Below are 20,445 nucleotides of genomic sequence, written 5' to 3' on the forward strand. Positions count from 1 at the left end.
AATGGCGCCTTTACCGCGCGCCCTGCCCATGTCGCCCGTCTTTCTAGCACCGCTCATCGTTGCCTGTGCGTTGTTCATGGAAAGCGTCGACGCGAACATCATCGTCACCGCACTGCCCGCGATGGCGAGGGACTTCGGGCACAATCCCGTCACACTGAACATTGCGATCACGGCCTACGTGGTCGGCCTCGGCGTATTCATCCCGATCTGCGGATGGCTTGCCGACCGGTTCAGCGCACGCTCCGTCTTTCGTACCGCGATCGGCATCTTCGTCGCCGGCTCGCTCATGTGCGCGGCCTCCAACTCGCTCGGCGTGCTGACGTTCGCGCGCTTCGTGCAGGGCGTCGGCGGCGCGATGATGGTGCCGGTGGGCCGGATCATCATCTTCCGCGCGGTGCCGCGCTCCGATCTCGTGCGCGCGATGAACTACCTCGCGATTCCCGCGCTGTTCGGGCCGACGCTCGGGCCGCTCGTCGGCGGCTTCATCACGACCTACCTGCACTGGCGGATGATCTTCTTCATCAACGTGCCGATCGGCATCTACGGGATCTACCTCGCGAGCAAGCACATCGCGAACACGCACGAAGCCGATCCCGGCCCGCTCGACTGGTTCGGCTTCCTGCTGTCCGCGAGCGGCGCCGCGCTGCTGCTGATGGGTCTCACGCTGATCGACGGCTCGCTCACGTCGCGCGGCAACGCGCTCTTGATGTGCGTGGCCGGCGCGGCGATGCTCGCGCTCTACGTGCCGTACGCGCGCCGCAAGGCGCGTCCGGTGCTCGACCTCAGTTTCCTGAGGATCCCGACCTACCACGCGAGCGTGGTCGGCGGGTCGCTGTTCCGCATCGGCCTCGGCGCGGTGCCGTTCCTGCTGCCGCTCGCGCTGCAGGAAGGCCTCGGGATGAGCGCGTTCCACTCCGGGCTGATCACCTGCGCGTCCGCACTCGGCGGCGCGGTAAGCCGCTCGACGGCCACCCATACGCTGCGCCGCTTCGGCTTTCGCACGGTGCTGATCTATAACGCCGCGTTCGCCGGGCTCGCGATCGCCGCCTACGGCGTGTTCCATCCCGGCATGGCGACCTGGGCGATCTGGACGATCGTGCTGGTCGGCGGCATCTTCCCCGCGCTGCAGTTCACCAGCCTGAATTCGATGATCTACGCCGATATTTCGCAGGCCGATGCAGGCCGTGCGACGAGCCTCGGCAGCGTCGTGCAGCAGATGTCGCTCGGGCTCGGCGTGACGGTCGCCGGCCTCGTGCTGCACGTGTCGCACTGGCTGCAGGGGCATTCGACGATGGTGTGGTCGGATTTCTGGCCCGCGTTCGTCGTGGTCGGGCTGTGTTCGTTCGCGTCGATTCCGATCACGCGGCGGCTGCCGCCCGGCGCCGGCGACGAAGTCGCGCGCGGCAAGCGGCAATGAACGTGCTGGCTGAAGAGGGAAAGACGGGCAGCGGAAAAACCGCAAAACCAAAAAAATCAGCGGACATCCACACGGGGCCGGTGCACAGCCGCATGGATGTCCGCTCAGGGCTCCGGGTCTCTCGTTGGGGGTTGAGAATCCCGGATCTGCTTCCTGCGTGCCATGGACATATGTGCGTCGGAAGCCGAATCGTTGCGCGCACATGTCGTCGCGCCATGACTGCACTATAGGGAAAGTCGCGCCGCGCATCTGTCAACCATTGTCAGACGCGTTGCATGCATGCGTCGCACACGTGCGCCGCTTTCGCGCTAAAGTGGTGCCCGACCGCCACCCTCACCCGCCGTTCCGATGCTTACGCTCTCGCCCGCCGCCGCCCGCGCGCTGCATCTCGCCGCGCAGGGCCTGCTGACCCCGCCCCGCCGCAAGGCCACCAAGGCCGACGTGCTCGACACGATCCGGCGGATGGCGCAGTTGCAGATCGATACCATTCATGTCGTCGCGCGCAGCCCGTATCTCGTGCTGTTCAGTCGCCTCGGCGACTTCGCCCCGCAGTGGCTCGACGAACATCTCGCCGAGGCACGCCTGTTCGAATACTGGTCGCACGAGGCGTGCTTCCTGCCGATCGAGCAATTCGGGCTGATGCGCTACAAGATGCTCGATCCGTCGGGAATGGGCTGGAAATATGCGGCCGAATGGCACGAACAGAATCGCGCGGAAATCGAACGGATGCTCGCGCGGATTCGCGACGAAGGCCCCGTGCGGTCGGCGGATTTCATTCGCGAAGACGGCGCGAAGGGCAACGGATGGTGGGACCGCAAGCCCGAGAAAAAGCACCTGGAGGTGCTGTTCACGACCGGCGACCTGATGGTGTCCGAACGTCGCAACTTTCAGCGGATCTACGACGTGCGCGAGCGCGTGCTGCCCGGCTGGGACGATGCACGCGACCTGCCGCCGCGCGACGCGGTGCTGCCGGCGCTGCTCGACTACACATGCCGCGCGCTCGGCATCGTGCGCGCGGACTGGGTGGCCGATTACTATCGGCTGCCGCGCCGTTCGTACCGCGCCGAGCTCGAGCGGCTCGCGGATGCGGGCGAGCTGATTCCGGTGGAGATCGCCGGCTGGAAGGAACCGGCCTACGTGCATCGCTCGCTCGAAGCGCTGCTGCCGGCCGCCGCGGCCGACACGCTGCGCTCGACCGTCACGACGCTGCTGTCGCCGTTCGATCCGGTGGTGTGGGACCGGCGGCGCGCGTCGACGCTATTCGGGTTCGACTACACGATCGAGTGCTATACGCCCGCGCACAAGCGGCGCTACGGCTATTTCTGCCTGCCGGTGCTGCATCGCGGCCGGCTGATCGGGCGCGTCGACGCGAAAGCGCATCGCGCGCTCGGCACGTTCGAATTGAAGACGGTGCATGTCGAGCCGGGCGTGCGGTTCGGCACGGGGCTCGCGGCCGACGTCGCGAAGGCCGTGAAACGGCTGGCGGCGTGGCATGGCACGCCGGAGGTGACGGTCGCGCATGCGCCTGCCGAACTGGTGAAGGCACTGTCCGGCGCGTGAGGCAGGCGCAGCTGCGACGGGCGACGGCGACGCGTGCCGCTTGCGATTGCGCGGCGGCGCGCCCGTCTGCCGCCACCCGCCACGACTCAGTCGCGCAGCTTGCGAAAACGCGGCGTGCCGTCCGGCAGGTTCTCGTTGAACATCGCTTCCGGCCTCACCCACAAGCCGCGCGCATGCGGCCACAGATGCTCGTACACCACCACCGATTCCTCGGTTTCGGAATGGCGGGCGACGCCGATGTAGCGATACAGGCCGCCCTTGTAGTGGCGATGCGTGGCGAGCTGTTCGGCTTCCTGTTCGGTCATGATCTGCTTCCCTTGGGCGAAAACGAAAGCGCGTATTGTATGCGCTCGCCGCGCGTCAGCGTTTCGCGTAGATGTCCGGGCGGCGAATCTCCATCAGCCGCTCGGGATTCGCGGACGGCCCGAAGCCGACCGGCCGGTACAGTTCGTGCGCATCGGTCGTCACGAGCATGATGCGGCGCAGGCCCTGCACCATCGGCTGCGCGAAGACGTGGTCGATCAGCGCGCGGCCATAGCCGTTGCCGCGTTCGGCCGGCAAGACGAAGACGTCGCACAGGTATGCGAACGTCGCATGGTCGGTCACGAGCCGCGCGAATCCGACGAGCCGGTCGCCGACGTATGCGCCGAAGCACAGCGAACCTTCGATCGCACGCTCGACGACGTCGCGCGGAATGCCCTGCGACCAGTACGCATCGCGATGCAGGAAATCGAAGATCGCGTCGATATCGAGTTCGCGCTTGTCGGTGGAAAATCTCAGCGTGGCGGGTATGGCTGCGGGCACGTCGGCTCTCCGGTCTGGGCTGGGGCGGAGCAGCAACGATAGCGCGACGCACGGCGGGCGACAAGCGACGCCGATGCAACCAGGCGCCGCGCGACGACCTCCTCCGGCGGCTCGACCAACCCGCCTCGCCACCGGCACGACTGATCACGCGGGCCACACCGCTCGATTCGGTGATATCGTCACCGGCTCAACGAACTGCCCCATCGCTTCATGCCCTATCGACTCATCGCGTTCGACTTCGACGGCACGCTCGCCGATTCGCTCGACTGCTTTCTCGCGGCGCTGACGGAAGCGTCACGCATGCACGGTTTTCGCGACGCGACGCCCGAACTGCGTCCGGCGCTGCGCGGCATGTCGGCGCGCGAGATCATCCGCGCGCTCGAGGTGCCGATGTGGAAAGTGCCGCGCGTGACGCTCGACATGCGCAGGCTCATGCGGCCACGCATCGCGCACGTGAAGCTGTTCCCCGGTATCGACGCGACCTTCGACGCGCTTGCCGCACGCGGCATCCGCATCGCGATCGCGACGTCGAACAGCGAGGACATCGTGCGCGACCGGCTCGGCCCGCATGCGAGCCGATGCGTCGATACGTTCGCGTGCGGCATTCCGCTGTTCGGCAAGGCACGCCGGCTGCGCGCGCTCGTGCGCGAAGCGGGCATGCAGCCCGACGACGTGCTGTATGTCGGCGACGAAATCCGCGATGCCGAAGCGGCGCGACGCGCGCGGATCGCGTTCCAGGGCGTCGCGTGGGGTTACACGGCCGCCGATGCGTTGCAGGCGCATTGCGCGACGCCGTTGCTGTCGCATCTCGACGCGTTGCTCGATCGCGTGTGAGGATGCCGCGCCCATCGCGCATTCAATTCGACGCGTCGCGGAAACAGCCGATGCGCTCCATGCGCAACACGATGAAACGCCGATGACACGCGCGCACATCGCAGCCATTGCCTGCACGCCGCCCACGCAAAAATTTCCGCTGCGGCGCGCGCAACAGGTACGCCCTACCTGCCCGCCCGCACACACATCGATTCGTCTTACCAACCGTTACACAAACCACAGCGCGGTTGCACCTGCTACCTGGACGCTCTCCTAGAATCAGTCGGGCCGGGAAACACTTCGAACGCCGCCGCGGCAGAGCGGCCATCGAGTCCGGCCCGGGCGCGCCCGGTCTCTCGCACAGCCGCGGATCACGCGATCCGCCCGTTAATCAGAGCCCCGATAGAAAGGAGGTCCCATGAACCGCTTTCCCCAAGTCTCGCGCCTTGCATTGTCTGCCGCTGGCCTGCTTCTCGTCGCCGTGACGGCGACCGCGCAAACCGCGCAACCGGCGCCGTCCGCACCGGCCGCCGCCACGCAAACGCGCATCCATGAAGCCGACCAGACTTTCATCACCGACGGCACGAAAACCGTGTCGACCCAGCACGACGCCGCACGCATCGCCGATTCGCGCACGTCGGACAGCCAGGTGAAGGCGTTCGCGCAGCGCGTGTCGACCGACGACGAGAAGATCATCCAGGCGATGCGCGCGGCCAGCCCGCGCGGCGTCGACGTGCCGGCCAACGACCCCGACACGGCCATGCTGGACAGCATCAAGAACCTGCGTGGCGCGGAATTCGACAAGGCATACATCGAGCAGGTCGCGCTCGCCGGCCAGCAAAAGACGATCTCGGTATTCCAGGCTGAAATCGCTTCCGGCCGCGACACGAAGCTGAAGGAAGTCGCACGCCAGGCGCTGCCGATCCTGCAGGCGCACTACGCGGACGCGCAGAAGCTCGCGCAGCGTCACCACCTCGCATCGACGCAGTAACGCGATGCCTCGCCGCGCATTGCGCGCGGCGCCCCGCTTCCCCGTCGTCGCGCCGCCCCCCCCCTCCGGCGGCGCGACGCCATCGACACCCGGTTCGCATTACGTCGCGAGCTTCGCCCGCAACCGCTCGCTGACGTCCGGCCATTCATCGTCGATGATGCTGAAGCGCACCGAATTGCGCTTGCGGCCATCGGGCATGATCCGCTCGTGACGCACAATCCCTTCCTGCTTCGCGCCGAGCCGCAGAATCGCCGCGCGCGACTTCTCGTTCAGTTCGTCGGTCGTGAACTGCACGCGCACGCAGTGCAGCGTGTCGAACGCGTACGAAAGCAGCAGCCATTTCGCCTCGGTGTTCGCGCGCGTGCGCTGCGCCGATTCGCTCAGCCACGTATGACCGATCTCGAGCTTGCGATTCTTGCGGTCGATCTTCCACAAACGCGTGCTGCCGATTGCGCGGCCCGACGCGCGATCGACGATCACGAACGGCATCACGGTGCCGGCCGCGCGGCCTTGCAGCGCCGCGTCGATATAGGCGTCGACCGTGTCCTCGCCCGGCACGACCGTGACCGTCAGGTTCCATAACCGGCCGTCCGCCGCCGCGTCGAGCAATGCCTGACGGTCGGATGCGTCGAGCGGCCGCAGCACGATGCGCTCGCCGGCAAGCGTCGGTTGTTCGACGGAAGATGAAGCGTCGGTCATGACAGGTTCCGTTTCCATGAAGATGACGACGAGAATGACCCAGCGCGCAGCGAAATGCCCATCATACGGCCAGCGTCAGCCGGGCAGCGCGGCGAGCCGCTCGCGAATCGCATGCGCTTCGCCGCGCAGCGCATCGGCGAATGCGTCGACGAGCAGGCTCTTCGGCCGGTGCTCGGGCACGATCACGCTGACGCGATACGGAAACGAGCGCGTGAGCGGCCGCACGTGCAGGTCGCGGCCGACGAAATCGAGTGCGGTCAGCGGGTTGACGATTGCCGCGCCGAGCCCCTGCCGCACGAACGCGCACACCGACACGGCCGACGGCGTCTCGACGACCGAACGCGGCGCGACGCCGAGCTGCGCGAACGCCTCGTCGATCAGGATCCGGTACGGGTCGTTCAGCGACAGGCTCACGAACGGGCGATCGGCGAGATCCGCGAGATCGATCGCGCGTTGCGCGAGCAGGGGATGGCCGTCGGGCAGCACGCACACCTCATCGACTTCGAGCAACGGCGTGAGAACCGTGCCGGCCGGCGCGATGTCGTGTTCGGTCAGCCCGAGATCGTAGCGCTGCGCGGTCAGCCACTCCTCGAGCACCGGTGACTCCTGCGTCGCGACCGACACGCTGACGCCCGCATGCGCGTCATGGAAACGCCGGCAGGCGCCGGGCAGGATCGCGTGTGAAAACGCCGGCAGCGCAATCACCGACAATTGCCCGTCGCGAAACTCGCGCAGCCGCGCGGCCGTCGCCGCGACGCGCTCGAGCCCCACATACGCGAGCCGCACGTCGTCGAACAGCGTGAGCGCGGCCATCGTCGGCCGCAGCCGGCCGTGCGAGCGCTCGAACAGCGCGAAACCGATCACCTGCTCCATGCGCGCAAGCTCGCGGCTGATCGTCGGCTGCGACGTATAGAGCATCTCGGCCGCACGCGTCGTGCTGCCGGTGACCATCAGCGCGCGGAAGACCTCGATATGCCGATGTGTGAGCATGATCGCCTATATCAAAAATGAATCGAATATCAAAAAACAGGCATTTTACTGTATAGACATTCAGGCGCATCATTCTTCCTGTCCGTTCATTCGATCCGATTCCTCCGCCATGTCTCTCGATTCCCGCCAGCTCGCGGCGCTTGCGCAGCAATACGGCACCCCGCTGTGGGTGTACGACGCCGACGTCATCCGCGATCGCATCGCTCAACTGCGCCAGTTCGACGTGATCCGCTATGCGCAGAAGGCGAACTCGAACCTGCATATCCTGAAGCTGATGCGCGACGAAGGCGCGTGCGTCGATGCCGTGTCGCTCGGCGAAATCGAGCGCAGCCTCGCGGCCGGCTTCAGTCCCGCGGGCGAACCGGAAGGCGTCGTGTTCACGGCCGACCTGATCGACCGCCCGACGCTCGCGGCCGTGCTCAAGCACGGCGTGACCGTGAACGCCGGCTCGCTCGACATGCTCGCGCGCGTGGGCGAGCATGCGCCCGGCCACCGCGTATGGCTGCGCGTGAACCCGGGCTTCGGCCACGGCCACAGCAACAAGACCAACACCGGCGGCCCGCAGAGCAAGCACGGGATCTGGATCGACGACGTGCCGCGCGCGATCGAGATCGTGCGCCAGTACGGGCTGAAGCTGGTCGGCATCCACATGCATATCGGCTCGGGCGTCGACTACGGCCACCTGTCGCAGGTGTGCGACGCGATGGTCGACCTCGTCACGTCGCTCGGCCACGACATCGAAGCCATCTCCGCTGGCGGCGGGCTGTCGATCCCGTATCGCGACGGCGAGCCGCGCGTCGACGTCGGTCACTACTTCAGCCAGTGGGATGCCGCGCGCAAGCGGATCGAACGGCATCTCGGCCATGCGGTGCGCATCGAGATCGAACCGGGCCGCTTCCTCGTCGCGGAAGCCGGCACGCTCGTCACCGAAGTGCAGGCCGTGAACCGCCGGCCGAAGCACGACTTCGTGCTGATCGATGCGGGCTTCAACGACCTGATGCGTCCGTCGATGTACGGCAGCTACCACGCGGTGTCGGTGCACGCGCACGACGGCGCGCTGCCCACCGGCCGGCCGCTCGTCGACATCGCGATCGCGGGGCCGCTGTGCGAGTCCGGCGACGTGTTCACGCAGGACGCGGGGGGCGTGGTCACGCACCGCAAGCTACCGCAACCGCAGATCGGCGATCTGCTGTTCCTGCACGATGCGGGCGCATACGGCGCGTCGATGTCCTCGAACTACAACAGCCGGCCGCTCGCGCCGGAAGTGCTCGTCGATCGTGGCACGCCGAGGCTGATTCGCCGCCGGCAGACGATCGACGAACTGCTTGCGCTCGAAACGTTCGCATAACCCGCGCTCGCGCCGCGTTCGACGAAGCGAACGCCGACGGCCAGGCTTGCCGCTACCGGCATGCCTGGCCGTTTTGCTTTTCGGCGGTTGCTCTCGGGGGCAACTGCTTCGCCACGCCGTAGCACCCGATGCTGCGCACTCCATGCAACCGCAGCAGATCGCTTGCATCGCCTTCCCGGCACGGAGAAAAACTTTCCACGGCACGTGGAAAGTCCGCGCATTTTTGGAAGCACTTTCCTTTTTGACAACACTAAGATCGCCCTCAGTCGTTCAGCATTTGCGTCACCGGACACGCATCGACGATGCAGCCGGCCTACCCCACTCGCAAGCCGCACGGGCACTCATGAACACGATGCTTGAACTCTTCGCCGCGCACCGTTACGCCACCGTGCGCGAACGCATGCCGTAACGCCCCGCGGCACACGGCTCGCGCCGTCTCTCGCCGTACTGTTTCCCGCTTCCCGCCCACGGCGACGCCCGCGTCGCCGCGGACGCGCTCATCCTGAATTTTCGACAACGACGTTTCGACAACGACACCGGAGACAACCATGAAGCCCTTCACCTCGACGCTCAAGCAAGGCCTCGTCGCCGCCCTTCTCTGCGTGACGGCCACGGCATCGCACGCGGCGGACCTGCTCGACACCGTCAAGCAGGCCGGCGTGCTGAAGATCGCACTCGAAGGCACTTACCCGCCGTTCGACTACCGCAATGCCGAAGGACAACTCGAAGGATTCGACGTCGACGTCGCGAAGGCGGTCGCCGCACGGCTCGGCGTGAAGCCGCAGTTCGTGACGACCGAATGGAGCGGGATTCTCGCGGGGCTGCAGGCCGGCAAGTTCGACGTGATCGTCAACCAGGTCGCGATCACGCCGGCGCGCCAGCAGGCACTCGACTTCAGCACGCCCTATGTGTATTCGTCCGCGCAGCTGCTGCAGCGCCAGAACGACGCGCGCGCGTTCAAGTCGCTCGACGAGCTGAAGGGCAAGAAGGTCGGCGTGACGATGGGCAGCAACTACGTCGATCTGGTGAAGACCGTGCCCGCGATAGACCTGCAGGTCTATCCGGGCACACCGGAGAACCTGCGCGACCTCGCGGCGGGTCGCATCGATGCGGCAGTCAACGACCGCCTGATGCTGAGCTATCTGATCAAGAACTCGCACCTGCCGCTGCGCCCCGGCGCCACACTCGCCGGCGGCGAGGACCGGATGGGAATCCCGTTCCGCAAGGGCAACCCGAAGTTCGCAAAGGCGATCGACGACGCGGTCGCGTCGCTGCAACAGGACGGCACGCTGAAAAAAATCTCGATGCAGTGGTTCGGCTCGGACACGACGAAACCGATCGCGCAGTAACGCAGCCGTCACGCGTCCGCGCGCATGCACGCGCGGGCCGGCCGCCGCATCGGCGGCATACGACACACAATCAGGAGACACGCGATGGAAGCACTCGATCTGGTCATTCAAACCCTGCCCGTAATGGTGAAGGGCGCACTGCTCACGCTGAAATTCGCGGTGGCGTCGATGGCGCTCGGCCTCGTCGTCGGGCTCGTGGTCGCGATCATGCGGATCGGCAGCAATCGGTTCGCGTCCGGTTTCGCGCAAGGCTACGTGAGCCTGATGCGCGGCACGCCGCTGCTGGTGCAGATGTTCGTCGTCTACTACGGGCTGCCCGATCTCGGCATCACGCTCGACCCGACGACGGCCGGCATCTTCACGCTCACGCTCAACGCCGGTGCGTACCTGTCGGAAAGCATGCGCGGCGCGATCCTCGGCATAGGCCGCGGACAATGGGCAGCCGCGCACAGCCTCGGCCTCACGCACGTGCAGACGCTGCGCTACATCGTCTGCCCGCAGGCGCTGCGCCTCGCGGTGCCGAGCCTCGGCAACACGCTGATCAGCCTGATCAAGGACACGTCGCTCGTGTCCGTCATCACCGTCACCGAGTTGCTGCGCTCGACGCAGGAAGTGATCGCCGCGACGTTCCAGCCGCTGCCGCTTTACCTCGCGGCGGCCGCGATCTACTGGGTGCTGAGCACGCTGCTCACGCGACTGCAGGGCCGCGTCGAGACGCGCCTCTCGCTGCCGTCCACGCATTGAGCATGTGCACCGTTCAACCCGAACCTCAACCACGGACAACCATGATTACGCTCGACAACGTTTCGAAGTGGTATGGCAAGCATCAGGTCCTTTCCGAATGCAGCGCGGCGGTATCGAAAGGCGAAGTGGTCGTCGTCTGCGGGCCGTCCGGCTCCGGCAAGTCGACACTGATCAAGACGATCAACGGTCTCGAGCCGTTCCAGAAGGGCAGCATCGTCGTCGACGGCATGCGGCTCGGCGATCCCGCCGCGAAACTCGCGCAACTGCGTGCGCGCGTCGGCATGGTGTTCCAGCATTTCGAGCTGTTCCCGCATTTGTCGATCACCGACAACCTGACGCTCGCGCAGGTGAAGGTGCTCGGCCGCCGCAAGGACGAAGCGATCGAGAACGCGATGAAGTTGCTCGATCGCGTCGGCCTGAGGGCGCACGCGCACAAGTATCCGGGGCAGTTGTCGGGCGGGCAGCAGCAACGCGTCGCGATTGCACGCGCGCTGTCGATGAACCCCGTCGCGATGCTGTTCGACGAGCCGACCTCCGCGCTCGATCCCGAGATGATCAACGAAGTGCTCGACGTGATGGTGGAGCTCGCGCGCGACGGCATGACGATGGTTTGCGTCACGCACGAGATGGGCTTCGCGAGGAAGGTCGCGCATCGCGTGATCTTCATGGACCAGGGTGCGGTGGTCGAGGATGCTGCGAGCGAGGCATTCTTCGCCGCGCCGCGCTCCGAACGCGCGCGCGACTTCCTCGACAAGATCCTGCACTGACCGCGCGACAGCCTCTCCGACTTGACCGACTTTCAAAGGACGACATCTTGAACCAACCGCATTCGACCGACACCCTGCTCGCTCACGAAGGCCGCGCACACGGTCAGCCCGGCTCGCCGGTAAACCCGCCCGTGTATCGCCAATCGACGCTGCTCTTTCACGGCACCGACGCGCTCGACGCGGTGCGCGGCACGCCGCTCGCGTACGGTCGCCATGGCAGCCCGACCACGCGGGCGCTCGAAAAGGCGCTCGCGCGCCTCGAAGGCGCGCACACCGCGCTGCTCACGCCGAGCGGGCTGAGCGCGATCACGACCGCGCTGCTCGCGGTGCTCGATCCCGGCGACCATCTGCTGATGGCCGACTCGGTGTACGACCCGACCCGTTCGTTCTGCGACGAGACGCTCGCGCGCCTGGGCATCGAGACGACGTACTACGATCCGTCGATCGGCGCGGGCATCGCGTCGCTGATGCGGCCGAACACGCGCGCGGTCTTTACCGAATCGCCGGGCTCGCTGACGTTCGAGGTGCAGGATATTCCCGCGATCTGCCGCGTCGCGCACCAGCACGATGCGGTCGTGCTGCTCGACAACACATGGGGCACGCCGCTGAATTTCCACTCGTTCTCGCATGGCGTCGACGTGTCGATTCACGCGGCGACCAAGTACATCGCCGGACACTCCGACGTGCTGATGGGCGTGATCCTGACGACCGACGCGCTCGCGCCGAAGGTCACACGCTGCTACCGGCAGCTTGGCATGACCGTCAGCGGCGACGATGCGTATCTCGCGCTGCGCGGTCTGCGTACGCTGTCGGTACGCCTCGAACGCCACCAGCGCAACGCGCACGTGCTGACCGAATGGCTCGCGCGGCGGCCGGAAGTCGCGCAGATCCTGTATCCGGCCCGGCCGGGCGATGCCGGCCACGCGCTGTGGCAGCGCGACTTCACGGGCGCATGCGGATTGTTCGGCCTGGTGCTGCATCCGCAGCCCGACGATGCCGTGCGTGCGCTGCTCGACGGCATGACGTGCTTCGGCATGGGCTACAGCTGGGGCGGCTTCGAGAGCCTGATCATCCCGTCGAATCCGTCGCGCCACCGCACCGCGACGCAATGGCTGCCGGCCGGACCGCTGCTGCGCATCCACGCAGGGCTCGAGCATCCGGACGACATGATCGCCGACCTCGACGCCGGGTTCGCAAGAATGCGCGCCGCCGCGGCCGCGCTCGCGGAAGTCTGACGTCGGGCGCATCGCATACTTCGCCCCCGCACGCCCCTTTTTTTCAACGTTCGACCACCACTGATAGCGAGGCCATCATGAAAGACACGCTGTTCATTCTCCGTCCGGGTTTTTTCAAGGACTCCGAAGGTCCGTTCTACTGCGGCGACTCGGTTGCCGTCGAAGGGCTGCTGAGTTTCTATCCGCAGTTGCGCGACGCCGTCTCGGTCGAGTATGTCGACGCGCCACGGCCGCGCCAGCCGATCGTCGCGCTGATCGGCGAGGACAATCAGTCGGCGCCGGTGCTCGTGCTCGGCGACGGGCACGCGCCGAAGGACGACGCGATCGGAATTCGCGAACACAACGGCCGCCGCTTCATCGATTCGCCGGCCGATATCCGGCGCTACCTGTCCTCGCAATACGGCGTCGCGCACGTCGCGTAAGCACGCCGGCGGCCGCGCACGCGCGACGGCGAACGGGTAAGCCCCCCGTCACGTCGTCGCGCGCCGGCGCGTCAGCCCGCGCGCTGCACGGGCGGCATCTTCGAGAAGTACTTCGCACCCGCGACGCAGCCGACAACCACGACCGTCACGGCAAGCATCGACGGCGGCACCGTCTCGTGCAGCAGCCCGGCCGCGAGAAGGAAACCGAAGAACGGTTGCAGCAACTGAAGTTGGCCGACGCCCGCGATCCCGCCGAGGGCTAGGCCGCGATACCAGAACACGAAGCCGATCAGCATGCTGAACAGGGACACATACGCGAGCCCCCACAGCGCCGCGGCGTCGACGCCGTCGAACGTCGCGGGCCACGTGAACCACGCGGCCGGCAGCATCACCGGCAGCGACAGCACGAGCGCCCACGAAATCACCTGCCAGCCGCCGAGCTGGCGCGACAGGCGCGCGCCTTCCGCATAGCCGAGCCCGCACGCGACGATCGCGGCCAGCATCAACGCATCGCCCACCACCGATGCGCTTGCGCCGTTGCGCAGCGCGAATGCTGCCACCGCACCACTGCCAACTAGCGAGAAGATCCAGAACGGCAGCCGCGGCCGTTCGCCGCCACGCCAGACACCGAACAGCGCGGTCGCGAGCGGCAGCAGCCCGACGAACACGATCGCGTGTGCGGACGTCACATGCTTGAGCGCGAGCGCCGTCAGCAGCGGAAAACCGACCACGACCCCGAGCGCGACGACGCCGAGCGACGCGGTCTCGGCTCGCGTGGGCCGCTTCTGCTTCAGCGCAACGAGCAGGATCAGGCCGAGCACGCCGGCGATCGTCGCGCGCGCGAACGTGAGGAACAGCGGGTCGAGCCCCTGCACGGCGACGCGCGTCGCGGGCAGCGAACCACTGAAGATGATCACGCCCAGCAGGCCGCTGAGCCATCCGTCGGTCGTCTTTTGCACGGGAAATCCTGATCGGAAAAAGTGGATGACCGATGATCCGCCGCCCGTGAAAAGCGCGTAAGCTACAGCCCAATACAATTCGGACAAACTGTACTGGACAACCGTCCGTACAGTTCCCTCTCTCGCCATGAGCCGTCCCGTGCAAGCCCCTGTTCCGCCCGCGCCGTCGCGCACGCGCGTGGAAACCGTGATGGATACGCTGCGCGCACGGATCGCGAGCCGCGCGCTGATGTCCGGCGCGCGCGTGCCGTCGATCCGGATGATGGCCGACGCGCTGCACGTATCGAAATCGACCGTCGTCGATGCATACGAGCGGCTCGCGAGCGAAGGCGTGCTCGTCGCACGGCGCGGCTCCGGCTTCTACGTGTCGGGCCACGCGCCGCCGCTCGCGCTCGCCGAACTCGGCCCGCGCCTCGATCGCGAACTCGATCCGCTGTGGCTGTCGCGCCAGGCCCTCGAGGCGGCGCCGAGCTCGGTGAAGCCCGGCTGCGGCTGGTTGCCGTCGTCGTGGCTGCCGGACGAGAGCCTGCGACGCGCGCTGCGCGCGGTGTCGCGCGACGAACCCGACGCGCTGACCGACTACGCGACACCACTCGGTCTGCCCGCGTTGCGCCAGCAGCTGGCGTGGCGGCTCGCGCAGCACGGCGTCCATGCGGAGCCCGCGCAGATCATGCTGACCGACGGCGGCACGCACGCGCTCGATCTCGTGTGCAGGCTGCTGCTGGAGCCCGGCGACACCGTCGTGCTTGACGATCCGTGCTACTTCAACTTCCAGGCGCTGCTGCGTGCGCATCGCGCGCGTATCGTCAGCGTGCCGTACACGCCCAACGGCCCCGATCTCGCACGCTTCGAGCAGGTGCTCGCCGAGCATCGGCCGCGCCTGTACATCACCAACGCGGCGCTGCACAACCCGACCGGCGCAACGCTCGCGCCGCCGGTCGCGCACCGGCTGCTGACGCTGGCGGCCGAGCATGGCCTGCTGATTGTCGAGGACGACATCTTCGCGGATTTCGAGAGCACGCCCGCGCCGCGCCTCGCGGCATTCGACGGGCTGTCGCGCGTCGTGTCGATCGGCAGCTTCTCGAAGACGCTATCGGCCGCGATCCGCTGCGGCTATGTGGCCGCGCGCCCCGAATGGATCGACGCGCTCGTCGACCTTAAGCTCGCAACGTCGTTCGGCAATGCGCAGATCGGCGCGAACGTCGTGCACCGGCTGCTGGTCGACGGCACCTACCGGCGCCATCTCGACGGTCTGCGTGCGCAACTGGCCGATGCGATGGGCGAAACGATCCGGCGGCTCACGCGCGCCGGGCTCGGGATCTGGACCGAACCGCGCGGCGGCCTATTCGTCTGGGCGGAACTGCCCGACGGGCTCGATGCCGCACGCGTGGCGCGCCATGCACTCGACCGCGATGTGGTGCTCGCACCGGGCAACGTGTTCAGTGCATCGCATGGCGCGACGTCGTTCATGCGCTTCAACGTGTCGCGCTGCAAGGGGCCAGCCGTGTTCGATGCGCTGGCGCGGGCGATGGACATGGCGCGTACGGCGGAACGCGGCGACCGCACGCTAGCCGGCGACCGATGAGCATCCTGGGCTGCGGGGCGCACGAACGCCCCGCCGTCGCACTCACGCTTCCGCCGCGTGCGCCCTCGCCCGCACCTCGGCGAACGTGGTATCGACCGGCATTCGCCCGGTATCGAACACCGTTTCGAGCGCATCGTCCCATTCGCCTTCCAGCGCGCGGTCGTCCCATGCAACGGGCAGTGTCGCGGTCCGATACTCGCCCGTGCGCCGATTGCGCAGCAATGTGAGCCTTCCCTTCTTCGAACGCTTGCCCCGATCGGTGACCGGATCCTTGCGGACGTCGTGCCACACGTCGCCGCGACGGATCGCCGAGCACTTCATCGCGAAGCGCTGCGTGTCGCGGTTCACCTGCTGAAGCAGCGCACCGCCCATGCCGAACACGACGTTGCCGGCCGCATAGCCTGCATCGTCGAGCGCGGAGAGAATCGCTTCGATCGACAGCTCGTCGACGCCGTCGCCCTGGATCACGCGCACACTGTTCAGCACGCGCCGTCCCTTGCCGTTTACGCACGAACCGAACGATGCGTCGAGCGCGCGCACGGTCTGCAGCACGATCGCCACTGGGTCGCCCGAATCGGGACGCACGACCAGCGTCGCGCCCGAACCGAGCACGGCTTGCCGAAGCTCGCCGCCCCACATCTCGAGCGCTGCGAACAGATCGTAGGAGTCCGACACGACCGACACGATTCCCCCGGGCAGGCCGAAGCGGGCAATCATGTTGCGATACGCGTCGGCTTCGTGCTCGCGCCCCCACGACGTGATCGTGCTGTGCTCGGCCGCCGGCACCGAATACGCGGCCATCGGCTCGCGATAGAAGCGGTTCGCGGCCAGCACGCCGAGCACCGTGTCCGAACCCATGAAGCTCACGAGATGCGCGGCGCCGCCGATCGCGGCCGATTCCGCGCTCGATACGCCTCGCGCGCCGAAGTCGTGCAACTTGAACGGCAGTTGCGCGAGATCGTCGTCGGTCTTCTCGAGAAAGCGCCGGATCGTCTGCCGAAGGTGCCAGCTGCGCGTCGCGACCGTCACCGGATACCACACGCGCAGCAGCATCGTCTCCAGATACGACGCGAGCCAGAACACCTTCGGGTCGTCGCATTCGACGGTCATCAGCACGTTATGCACCGGCACGATCGAACCCTCGGGCACCGCGCGAATCTTCACCGGCAGATAGCCGCCGTAGTGCTCGACGATATGGCGCCAGCCGTCCTCGTTGAACGGCTCGCCATGCACCGCGAAGAAACCACGGGCGTCGTCGATCATCGCGTGCGTGACGGGCCGGCACAGATATTCCTTCAGCAGCATCTGCAGGCCGAAGAACAGCGTGCGGTCGTAGCGGCCGCCGCGCGACTCGATGTACGAGAACATCGCCTGCGCGTCGGGCGGATATTGAAGAAAGTGGGAAGCCTTGTACGAATCCGTGTTGAGGATCGGATTGGCGAGAACCGCGGCAAAGCCGCCGGGATCGTTTTGCATGGCTAGAGCTCCTCTAGGCCGTTGAAGTGCCGCCGCGTCTGTCGCGGCGGACCGGATTCCGGGGAATCAGCGTGTCACAGCTTCCCCAGGAAGTGATACGCGATCTCGAAGTGATCCTCGAACATCACGTTGCGCATCTGCGCGAATTCGTTGAGCGGCACCCAGCGCGCCTTGTCGGCGTCGTCGCTGCCCTTCACGCGCGGCAGTTCGCCGGTCGGGAAGTTGAACAGGCATGCGTGCGTGATCGTGCGGCCGCGCAGCGAGCGGAACGGATGATCGAACACCTGGCGATCCTTGATCGAGCCGCGCAGCACGGGCTCCGGCAGCTTCAGGCCGGTTTCCTCGCGCAGTTCGCGGATGCACGCCGCATCGAGCCGCTCGTCCTGGTTCACGAACCCGCCCGGCAGCGCCCACAGGCCGCGGCCCGGTTCGCTGCGCCGGCGCACGAGCAGGATGTGGCCCGAATGCACGACCACCGCGTCGACCGTCACGAACGTGACCGGATACGGCGCGGCGGACCATGCCTTGCGATACGCGGCGATGAATTCGGCCTCGGCCTTCAGCTGCGCGAATTCCGGTTGCGTGCGGAAATGCTCGAGCCAGCCGAACACGGGTTCCGGCACGGCCCATTGCACGAAGCTGTTGGTGCGTTCGGCGAAATACTGGTCGCGGATTTCTGTGGCGGAAATGTCTTCGGTCGCGTCGACGTCGACGAGCTCCCATTGCGGGAACATCCGCAGGTAATACGATGTAGCGTCCTTCTCGTGCCCGATCAGCCCGACCTTGCGCTGCGCGACGTCGCCGAGCGCGGCGGCCACGGCATCCTGCACCCAGCGCACCCAGTCGCCATCGTTGTACGTCGAATCCTGCACGGGCGCGACCGTCACGCGCTCGCGCTCCGACGGCTCGAGCAGCGAAGCCAGCATCTGGCAGCGCTCGTCGAACGAGAACGGATCCTTGATGGTGCGGGGCTTGTCGGTCGACCCGATCAGCACGCACACGCGCTCGGCCCGGCTCAGTGCCGACTTCAGCACGTTCAGGTGACCACGATGCGGGGGCTGGAAACGACCAATGAAAACGAGCGCGTCGAAGCGCCGGTTCTGTTGCGTACTCATGAGGCTCCCTCAAGAGATTGAAACGCTTCGGGTCTGTCCCGAAGGCATGGAATCGATCGTAGGTGAATTCCCGGAGAAGGTCAATCGAGCACGTGCTCAACTTGACGAAGTCTGAAGAAATGCGCGACGCCGGCGCGGTACACTCGATGTCATCCCAATCCGCGCGTTGCGCTCCGCCACCCATCATGAGGATCTCTGTCAGCCGGATCGTCGGTGTCGATCGCAGACGCCTCTTCACGTGGTCGCAGGACTACGCGCGGCGTCTCGTGTGGGACAGCTTCCTCGCCGACGCGTATCTGCTCGACGGGATGACGGCCGACGTCGGCGTCGACGCGTTCTGCCGCAGCCAGTCGGGCGCGACGATGGTGTCGCGCTACACGTCGTATCGTCCGCCGCAGGTCGCGGCCGTCGAAATGGTCGACGGGCCGAAAGTGCTCGAATGCTTCAGCGGCAGCTGGAATTTCACCGAACGCACGCCAGGCACGACCGAAGTGAAGTTCACGTACCACTTCCGCGCGCAGCCGTCCTGGCTGCGCTGGCTGCTCGAACCGCTGATCGGCGCGTTCTATCTCGTGCACACGCGCCGGCGTCTCGATTCGTTCAAGCGCTGGGCCGAAGCGGAAGCGTTGCCGCACTGAGCGTCGCTCACGCGAGGCCGCGCGTCACCTGTTGCCGGACCCGTGCATGCGTGCCGCGTGCGGCGTTGGCGAGAAGCGTCTCGGGCTGCGCGGTGGTGCGCACCACTCGCCGGACGCGGCATGCTCGCCGCCCGACGCATGCTCGGCTGATTGCCGGTCCCCGACTCCGAGCCGCAGCGGTCATTGCGGCGCCGCCGGCAACCGCTATAATCGCGCGACATTCCGACTGCATTGAGCAGGCCGACGGCGCGCGCCATGCGACGCGCCGCATATCCTCCTCAACAACAATAATGACAAACCGAACCGTTCGACGCCTTCGCCCGTTCGTGCGCGCCGCCGCGCGCCTGCTCGCGTGCGCCCCGTTGCTGGGCGCGCCGCTGGCGCCGCATGCGGCCGATGCCGCGAGCCCGGATGCGCAGCCGGCCTCCGGCCGCTATGTCGTCGTCGACACCGGCCATACGCCGGCCCATCCGGGAGCCACCGGCGCGAGCGGCCGCGTCGAATACCGGTACAACCTCGACCTGTCCAGTGCCGTCGCGGAGAAGCTCGCCGCGCACGGCGATCGCGTACTGCGCACGTCGGCCGACGGCCGCGAGATCGCGCTCGACCAACGCTCGACGCAGGCGCCCGACGCTAACCTGTTCGTGTCGATCCATCACGATTCGATGCAGCAGCAGTTCATCGATGCGGGCCGGCAACGTGAATTCCGCGGTTTCGCCGTGTTCGTGTCGGAGCGCAATCCGCACTACGCGGAAAGCCTGCGTTGCGCGAAGGCGATCGCCGAGCGGCTGGTCGCGGCCGGCGAACGGCCGTCGCTATATCACGCGCAGCCGATCAAGGGCGAGAACCGTCCGCTGATCGATCCGCAACTCGGCATCCACCGCTTCGACGATCTCGTCGTGCTGCGCACCGCGCCGATTCCCGCCGTGCTGGTCGAGGCCGGCGTGATCGTCAATCCCGACGAGGAAAAGCGTCTCGCTCAGCGCGAGACAATCCAGCGCCTCGCCACCGCGATCGCGGGCGGGATCGACGCGTGTACGGCAGTCCGGTAAACGCGATGCCGGTCGGTTTCAACGGTTTTCACCCAGTGAGGAGCACCACCATGAAGAAGAAGAATCTGCTCGTATCGTGCGCGCTGCTCGCGCTCGCCGTTCCGTTCGCCGCGCATGCGGCCGGCTGCGGCAAGCCGCGCAGTGCGTTCGACCAGGTGTACTGCAGCAGCAACGAGTTCTCGCAACTCGACCGTGAGCTGAACGACGAATACGGCCGCGTGCGCAAACAGCTGAGCGGTGACCAGCAGGCGAAGCTGAAGACGGGGCAGCTCGCGTGGATGAAGCAGCGCGACGATCGCTGCAGCGAGACGCGCGACGATGGCTACCTCGTGAACCTGCAATGCGCGATCGATGCGACGCAGTCCCGCCTGTCGTTCCTGCGCGAACGCGAGCGCGAGTGCTCGAGCACCGGGTGCGTGACGGCGAAGCTCGGCGAGTAACGGCTGCTCGGGTACCGTGCCGCGAGTCGATTCGCGGCACG

Annotated in this window: 22 protein-coding genes; 15 read left to right on the forward strand and 7 right to left on the reverse strand. The window is 66.8% G+C overall.

The window, feature by feature from the left end; genetic code table 11:
• Positions 1-28: 28 nt before the first annotated feature.
• Together WI26_RS23495 and WI26_RS23500 are read left to right on the forward strand one after the other, a co-directional pair.
• Positions 29-1,417, forward strand: coding sequence for an MFS transporter (locus WI26_RS23495; RefSeq protein ID WP_059468357.1), 1,389 nt, complete (start codon positions 29-31; stop codon positions 1,415-1,417).
• Positions 1,418-1,765: 348 nt separating this feature from the next.
• Positions 1,766-2,977 carry a winged helix-turn-helix domain-containing protein gene (locus WI26_RS23500; protein WP_069227358.1) on the forward strand — a complete coding sequence of 404 codons (1,212 nt, stop codon included), beginning with the start codon at positions 1,766-1,768 and terminating at the stop codon, positions 2,975-2,977.
• A gap of 86 nt (positions 2,978-3,063) precedes the next feature.
• Here WI26_RS23500 and WI26_RS23505 read toward each other — a convergent pair whose 3' ends face one another.
• Together WI26_RS23505 and WI26_RS23510 are read right to left on the reverse strand one after the other, a co-directional pair.
• The gene (locus WI26_RS23505) at positions 3,064-3,282 is read right to left on the reverse strand and encodes a DUF1653 domain-containing protein (protein WP_006751720.1); all 219 of its coding nucleotides are present in this window, start codon (positions 3,280-3,282) and stop codon (positions 3,064-3,066) included.
• 55 nt (positions 3,283-3,337) lie between these two features.
• Positions 3,338-3,781, reverse strand: coding sequence for a GNAT family N-acetyltransferase (locus tag WI26_RS23510; protein WP_059595954.1), 444 nt, complete (start codon positions 3,779-3,781; stop codon positions 3,338-3,340).
• Between the two features lie 210 nt (positions 3,782-3,991).
• On the opposite strand from WI26_RS23510, the gene WI26_RS23515 reads away from it, so the two are divergent.
• Together WI26_RS23515 and WI26_RS23520 are read left to right on the forward strand one after the other, a co-directional pair.
• The gene (locus WI26_RS23515) at positions 3,992-4,615 is read left to right on the forward strand and encodes an HAD hydrolase-like protein (protein WP_069227359.1); all 624 of its coding nucleotides are present in this window, start codon (positions 3,992-3,994) and stop codon (positions 4,613-4,615) included.
• A gap of 397 nt (positions 4,616-5,012) precedes the next feature.
• A complete protein-coding gene (locus WI26_RS23520; protein ID WP_059468353.1) occupies positions 5,013-5,585 on the forward strand; it encodes a DUF4142 domain-containing protein in 573 nt (190 codons plus the stop codon).
• A 99-nt stretch (positions 5,586-5,684) separates the two neighbouring features.
• Here the strand turns inward: WI26_RS23520 and WI26_RS23525 are convergent, their stop codons facing one another.
• A complete protein-coding gene (locus WI26_RS23525) occupies positions 5,685-6,284 on the reverse strand; it encodes a GNAT family N-acetyltransferase (protein ID WP_069227847.1) in 600 nt (199 codons plus the stop codon).
• 75 nt (positions 6,285-6,359) lie between these two features.
• Positions 6,360-7,274 (reverse strand): LysR family transcriptional regulator, encoded by a 915-nt coding sequence (locus tag WI26_RS23530; protein WP_059468352.1) that lies wholly within the window; start codon positions 7,272-7,274, stop codon positions 6,360-6,362.
• A 109-nt stretch (positions 7,275-7,383) separates the two neighbouring features.
• Between WI26_RS23530 and lysA the strand changes: the two genes are divergently transcribed.
• The 7 genes from lysA to WI26_RS23560 all read left to right on the forward strand — a co-directional run bounded on the left by lysA (position 7,384) and on the right by WI26_RS23560 (position 13,139).
• Positions 7,384-8,622 (forward strand): diaminopimelate decarboxylase, encoded by a 1,239-nt coding sequence (gene lysA, locus WI26_RS23535; protein WP_059468351.1) that lies wholly within the window; start codon positions 7,384-7,386, stop codon positions 8,620-8,622.
• Positions 8,623-8,764: 142 nt separating this feature from the next.
• Positions 8,765-9,031, forward strand: coding sequence for a hypothetical protein (locus tag WI26_RS32395; protein WP_155626978.1), 267 nt, complete (start codon positions 8,765-8,767; stop codon positions 9,029-9,031).
• Between the two features lie 139 nt (positions 9,032-9,170).
• On the forward strand, positions 9,171-9,971 hold the full coding sequence (locus tag WI26_RS23540) for a transporter substrate-binding domain-containing protein (RefSeq protein ID WP_059468350.1): 801 nt from the start codon (positions 9,171-9,173) through the stop codon (positions 9,969-9,971).
• Between the two features lie 84 nt (positions 9,972-10,055).
• Positions 10,056-10,715, forward strand: a complete 660-nt coding sequence (locus WI26_RS23545) for an amino acid ABC transporter permease (RefSeq protein WP_059509161.1) — start codon at positions 10,056-10,058, stop codon at positions 10,713-10,715.
• A 41-nt stretch (positions 10,716-10,756) separates the two neighbouring features.
• Complete coding sequence (locus tag WI26_RS23550; RefSeq protein WP_059468348.1) at positions 10,757-11,482, forward strand: amino acid ABC transporter ATP-binding protein; 726 nt, start codon at positions 10,757-10,759, stop codon at positions 11,480-11,482.
• Between the two features lie 47 nt (positions 11,483-11,529).
• Positions 11,530-12,717, forward strand: a complete 1,188-nt coding sequence (gene metC / locus WI26_RS23555; protein ID WP_069227360.1) for a cystathionine beta-lyase — start codon at positions 11,530-11,532, stop codon at positions 12,715-12,717.
• A gap of 77 nt (positions 12,718-12,794) precedes the next feature.
• Positions 12,795-13,139, forward strand: a complete 345-nt coding sequence (locus WI26_RS23560; protein ID WP_069227361.1) for a DUF3088 domain-containing protein — start codon at positions 12,795-12,797, stop codon at positions 13,137-13,139.
• 71 nt (positions 13,140-13,210) lie between these two features.
• Here WI26_RS23560 and WI26_RS23565 read toward each other — a convergent pair whose 3' ends face one another.
• Positions 13,211-14,098, reverse strand: a complete 888-nt coding sequence (locus tag WI26_RS23565) for a DMT family transporter (RefSeq protein ID WP_069227362.1) — start codon at positions 14,096-14,098, stop codon at positions 13,211-13,213.
• Positions 14,099-14,225: 127 nt separating this feature from the next.
• Here WI26_RS23565 and WI26_RS23570 point away from each other — a divergent pair, with 127 nt between their 5' ends.
• Positions 14,226-15,683, forward strand: a complete 1,458-nt coding sequence (locus WI26_RS23570) for a PLP-dependent aminotransferase family protein (protein ID WP_081334335.1) — start codon at positions 14,226-14,228, stop codon at positions 15,681-15,683.
• Positions 15,684-15,725: 42 nt separating this feature from the next.
• Here the strand turns inward: WI26_RS23570 and WI26_RS23575 are convergent, their stop codons facing one another.
• Together WI26_RS23575 and WI26_RS23580 are read right to left on the reverse strand one after the other, a co-directional pair.
• Positions 15,726-17,159: a nicotinate phosphoribosyltransferase gene (locus tag WI26_RS23575; protein ID WP_069227364.1), complete on the reverse strand. Its 1,434-nt coding sequence runs from the start codon at positions 17,157-17,159 to the stop codon at positions 15,726-15,728.
• Positions 17,160-17,233: 74 nt separating this feature from the next.
• Positions 17,234-18,274 carry a bifunctional nicotinamide-nucleotide adenylyltransferase/Nudix hydroxylase gene (locus WI26_RS23580; RefSeq protein WP_059468342.1) on the reverse strand — a complete coding sequence of 347 codons (1,041 nt, stop codon included), beginning with the start codon at positions 18,272-18,274 and terminating at the stop codon, positions 17,234-17,236.
• Between the two features lie 185 nt (positions 18,275-18,459).
• Between WI26_RS23580 and WI26_RS23585 the strand changes: the two genes are divergently transcribed.
• The 3 genes from WI26_RS23585 (at position 18,460) to WI26_RS23595 (ending at position 20,404) form a co-directional block, all read left to right on the forward strand.
• A complete protein-coding gene (locus tag WI26_RS23585) occupies positions 18,460-18,912 on the forward strand; it encodes a type II toxin-antitoxin system RatA family toxin (RefSeq protein WP_069227365.1) in 453 nt (150 codons plus the stop codon).
• 290 nt (positions 18,913-19,202) lie between these two features.
• Positions 19,203-19,964 (forward strand): N-acetylmuramoyl-L-alanine amidase family protein, encoded by a 762-nt coding sequence (locus tag WI26_RS23590; RefSeq protein ID WP_069227366.1) that lies wholly within the window; start codon positions 19,203-19,205, stop codon positions 19,962-19,964.
• A 50-nt stretch (positions 19,965-20,014) separates the two neighbouring features.
• Positions 20,015-20,404 carry a lysozyme inhibitor LprI family protein gene (locus WI26_RS23595; protein ID WP_069227367.1) on the forward strand — a complete coding sequence of 130 codons (390 nt, stop codon included), beginning with the start codon at positions 20,015-20,017 and terminating at the stop codon, positions 20,402-20,404.
• Positions 20,405-20,445 lie beyond the last annotated feature (41 nt).

It is taken from the genome of Burkholderia diffusa (genome assembly GCF_001718315.1).
GTDB lineage: Bacteria > Pseudomonadota > Gammaproteobacteria > Burkholderiales > Burkholderiaceae > Burkholderia > Burkholderia diffusa_B.

Excerpts from the sequence above, each read along its gene's own strand:
- WI26_RS23495 (WP_059468357.1), top strand. The coding sequence starts at position 29 with ATGTCGCCCGTCTTTCTAGCACCGCTCATCGTTGCCTGTGCGTTGTTC.
- WI26_RS23585 (WP_069227365.1), top strand. The coding sequence starts at position 18,460 with ATGAGGATCTCTGTCAGCCGGATCGTCGGTGTCGATCGCAGACGCCTC.
- WI26_RS23515 (WP_069227359.1), top strand. The coding sequence starts at position 3,992 with ATGCCCTATCGACTCATCGCGTTCGACTTCGACGGCACGCTCGCCGAT.
- WI26_RS23520 (WP_059468353.1), top strand. The coding sequence starts at position 5,013 with ATGAACCGCTTTCCCCAAGTCTCGCGCCTTGCATTGTCTGCCGCTGGC.
- WI26_RS23550 (WP_059468348.1), top strand. The coding sequence starts at position 10,757 with ATGATTACGCTCGACAACGTTTCGAAGTGGTATGGCAAGCATCAGGTC.
- WI26_RS23560 (WP_069227361.1), top strand. The coding sequence starts at position 12,795 with ATGAAAGACACGCTGTTCATTCTCCGTCCGGGTTTTTTCAAGGACTCC.
- WI26_RS32395 (WP_155626978.1), top strand. The coding sequence starts at position 8,765 with ATGCAACCGCAGCAGATCGCTTGCATCGCCTTCCCGGCACGGAGAAAA.
- WI26_RS23540 (WP_059468350.1), top strand. The coding sequence starts at position 9,171 with ATGAAGCCCTTCACCTCGACGCTCAAGCAAGGCCTCGTCGCCGCCCTT.
- WI26_RS23525 (WP_069227847.1), bottom strand. The coding sequence starts at position 6,284 with ATGACCGACGCTTCATCTTCCGTCGAACAACCGACGCTTGCCGGCGAG.
- WI26_RS23505 (WP_006751720.1), bottom strand. The coding sequence starts at position 3,282 with ATGACCGAACAGGAAGCCGAACAGCTCGCCACGCATCGCCACTACAAG.
- WI26_RS23575 (WP_069227364.1), bottom strand. The coding sequence starts at position 17,159 with ATGCAAAACGATCCCGGCGGCTTTGCCGCGGTTCTCGCCAATCCGATC.
- WI26_RS23530 (WP_059468352.1), bottom strand. The coding sequence starts at position 7,274 with ATGCTCACACATCGGCATATCGAGGTCTTCCGCGCGCTGATGGTCACC.
- lysA (WP_059468351.1), top strand. The coding sequence starts at position 7,384 with ATGTCTCTCGATTCCCGCCAGCTCGCGGCGCTTGCGCAGCAATACGGC.
- WI26_RS23580 (WP_059468342.1), bottom strand. The coding sequence starts at position 18,274 with ATGAGTACGCAACAGAACCGGCGCTTCGACGCGCTCGTTTTCATTGGT.
- WI26_RS23590 (WP_069227366.1), top strand. The coding sequence starts at position 19,203 with ATGACAAACCGAACCGTTCGACGCCTTCGCCCGTTCGTGCGCGCCGCC.
- WI26_RS23595 (WP_069227367.1), top strand. The coding sequence starts at position 20,015 with ATGAAGAAGAAGAATCTGCTCGTATCGTGCGCGCTGCTCGCGCTCGCC.
- WI26_RS23500 (WP_069227358.1), top strand. The coding sequence starts at position 1,766 with ATGCTTACGCTCTCGCCCGCCGCCGCCCGCGCGCTGCATCTCGCCGCG.
- WI26_RS23545 (WP_059509161.1), top strand. The coding sequence starts at position 10,056 with ATGGAAGCACTCGATCTGGTCATTCAAACCCTGCCCGTAATGGTGAAG.
- WI26_RS23570 (WP_081334335.1), top strand. The coding sequence starts at position 14,226 with ATGAGCCGTCCCGTGCAAGCCCCTGTTCCGCCCGCGCCGTCGCGCACG.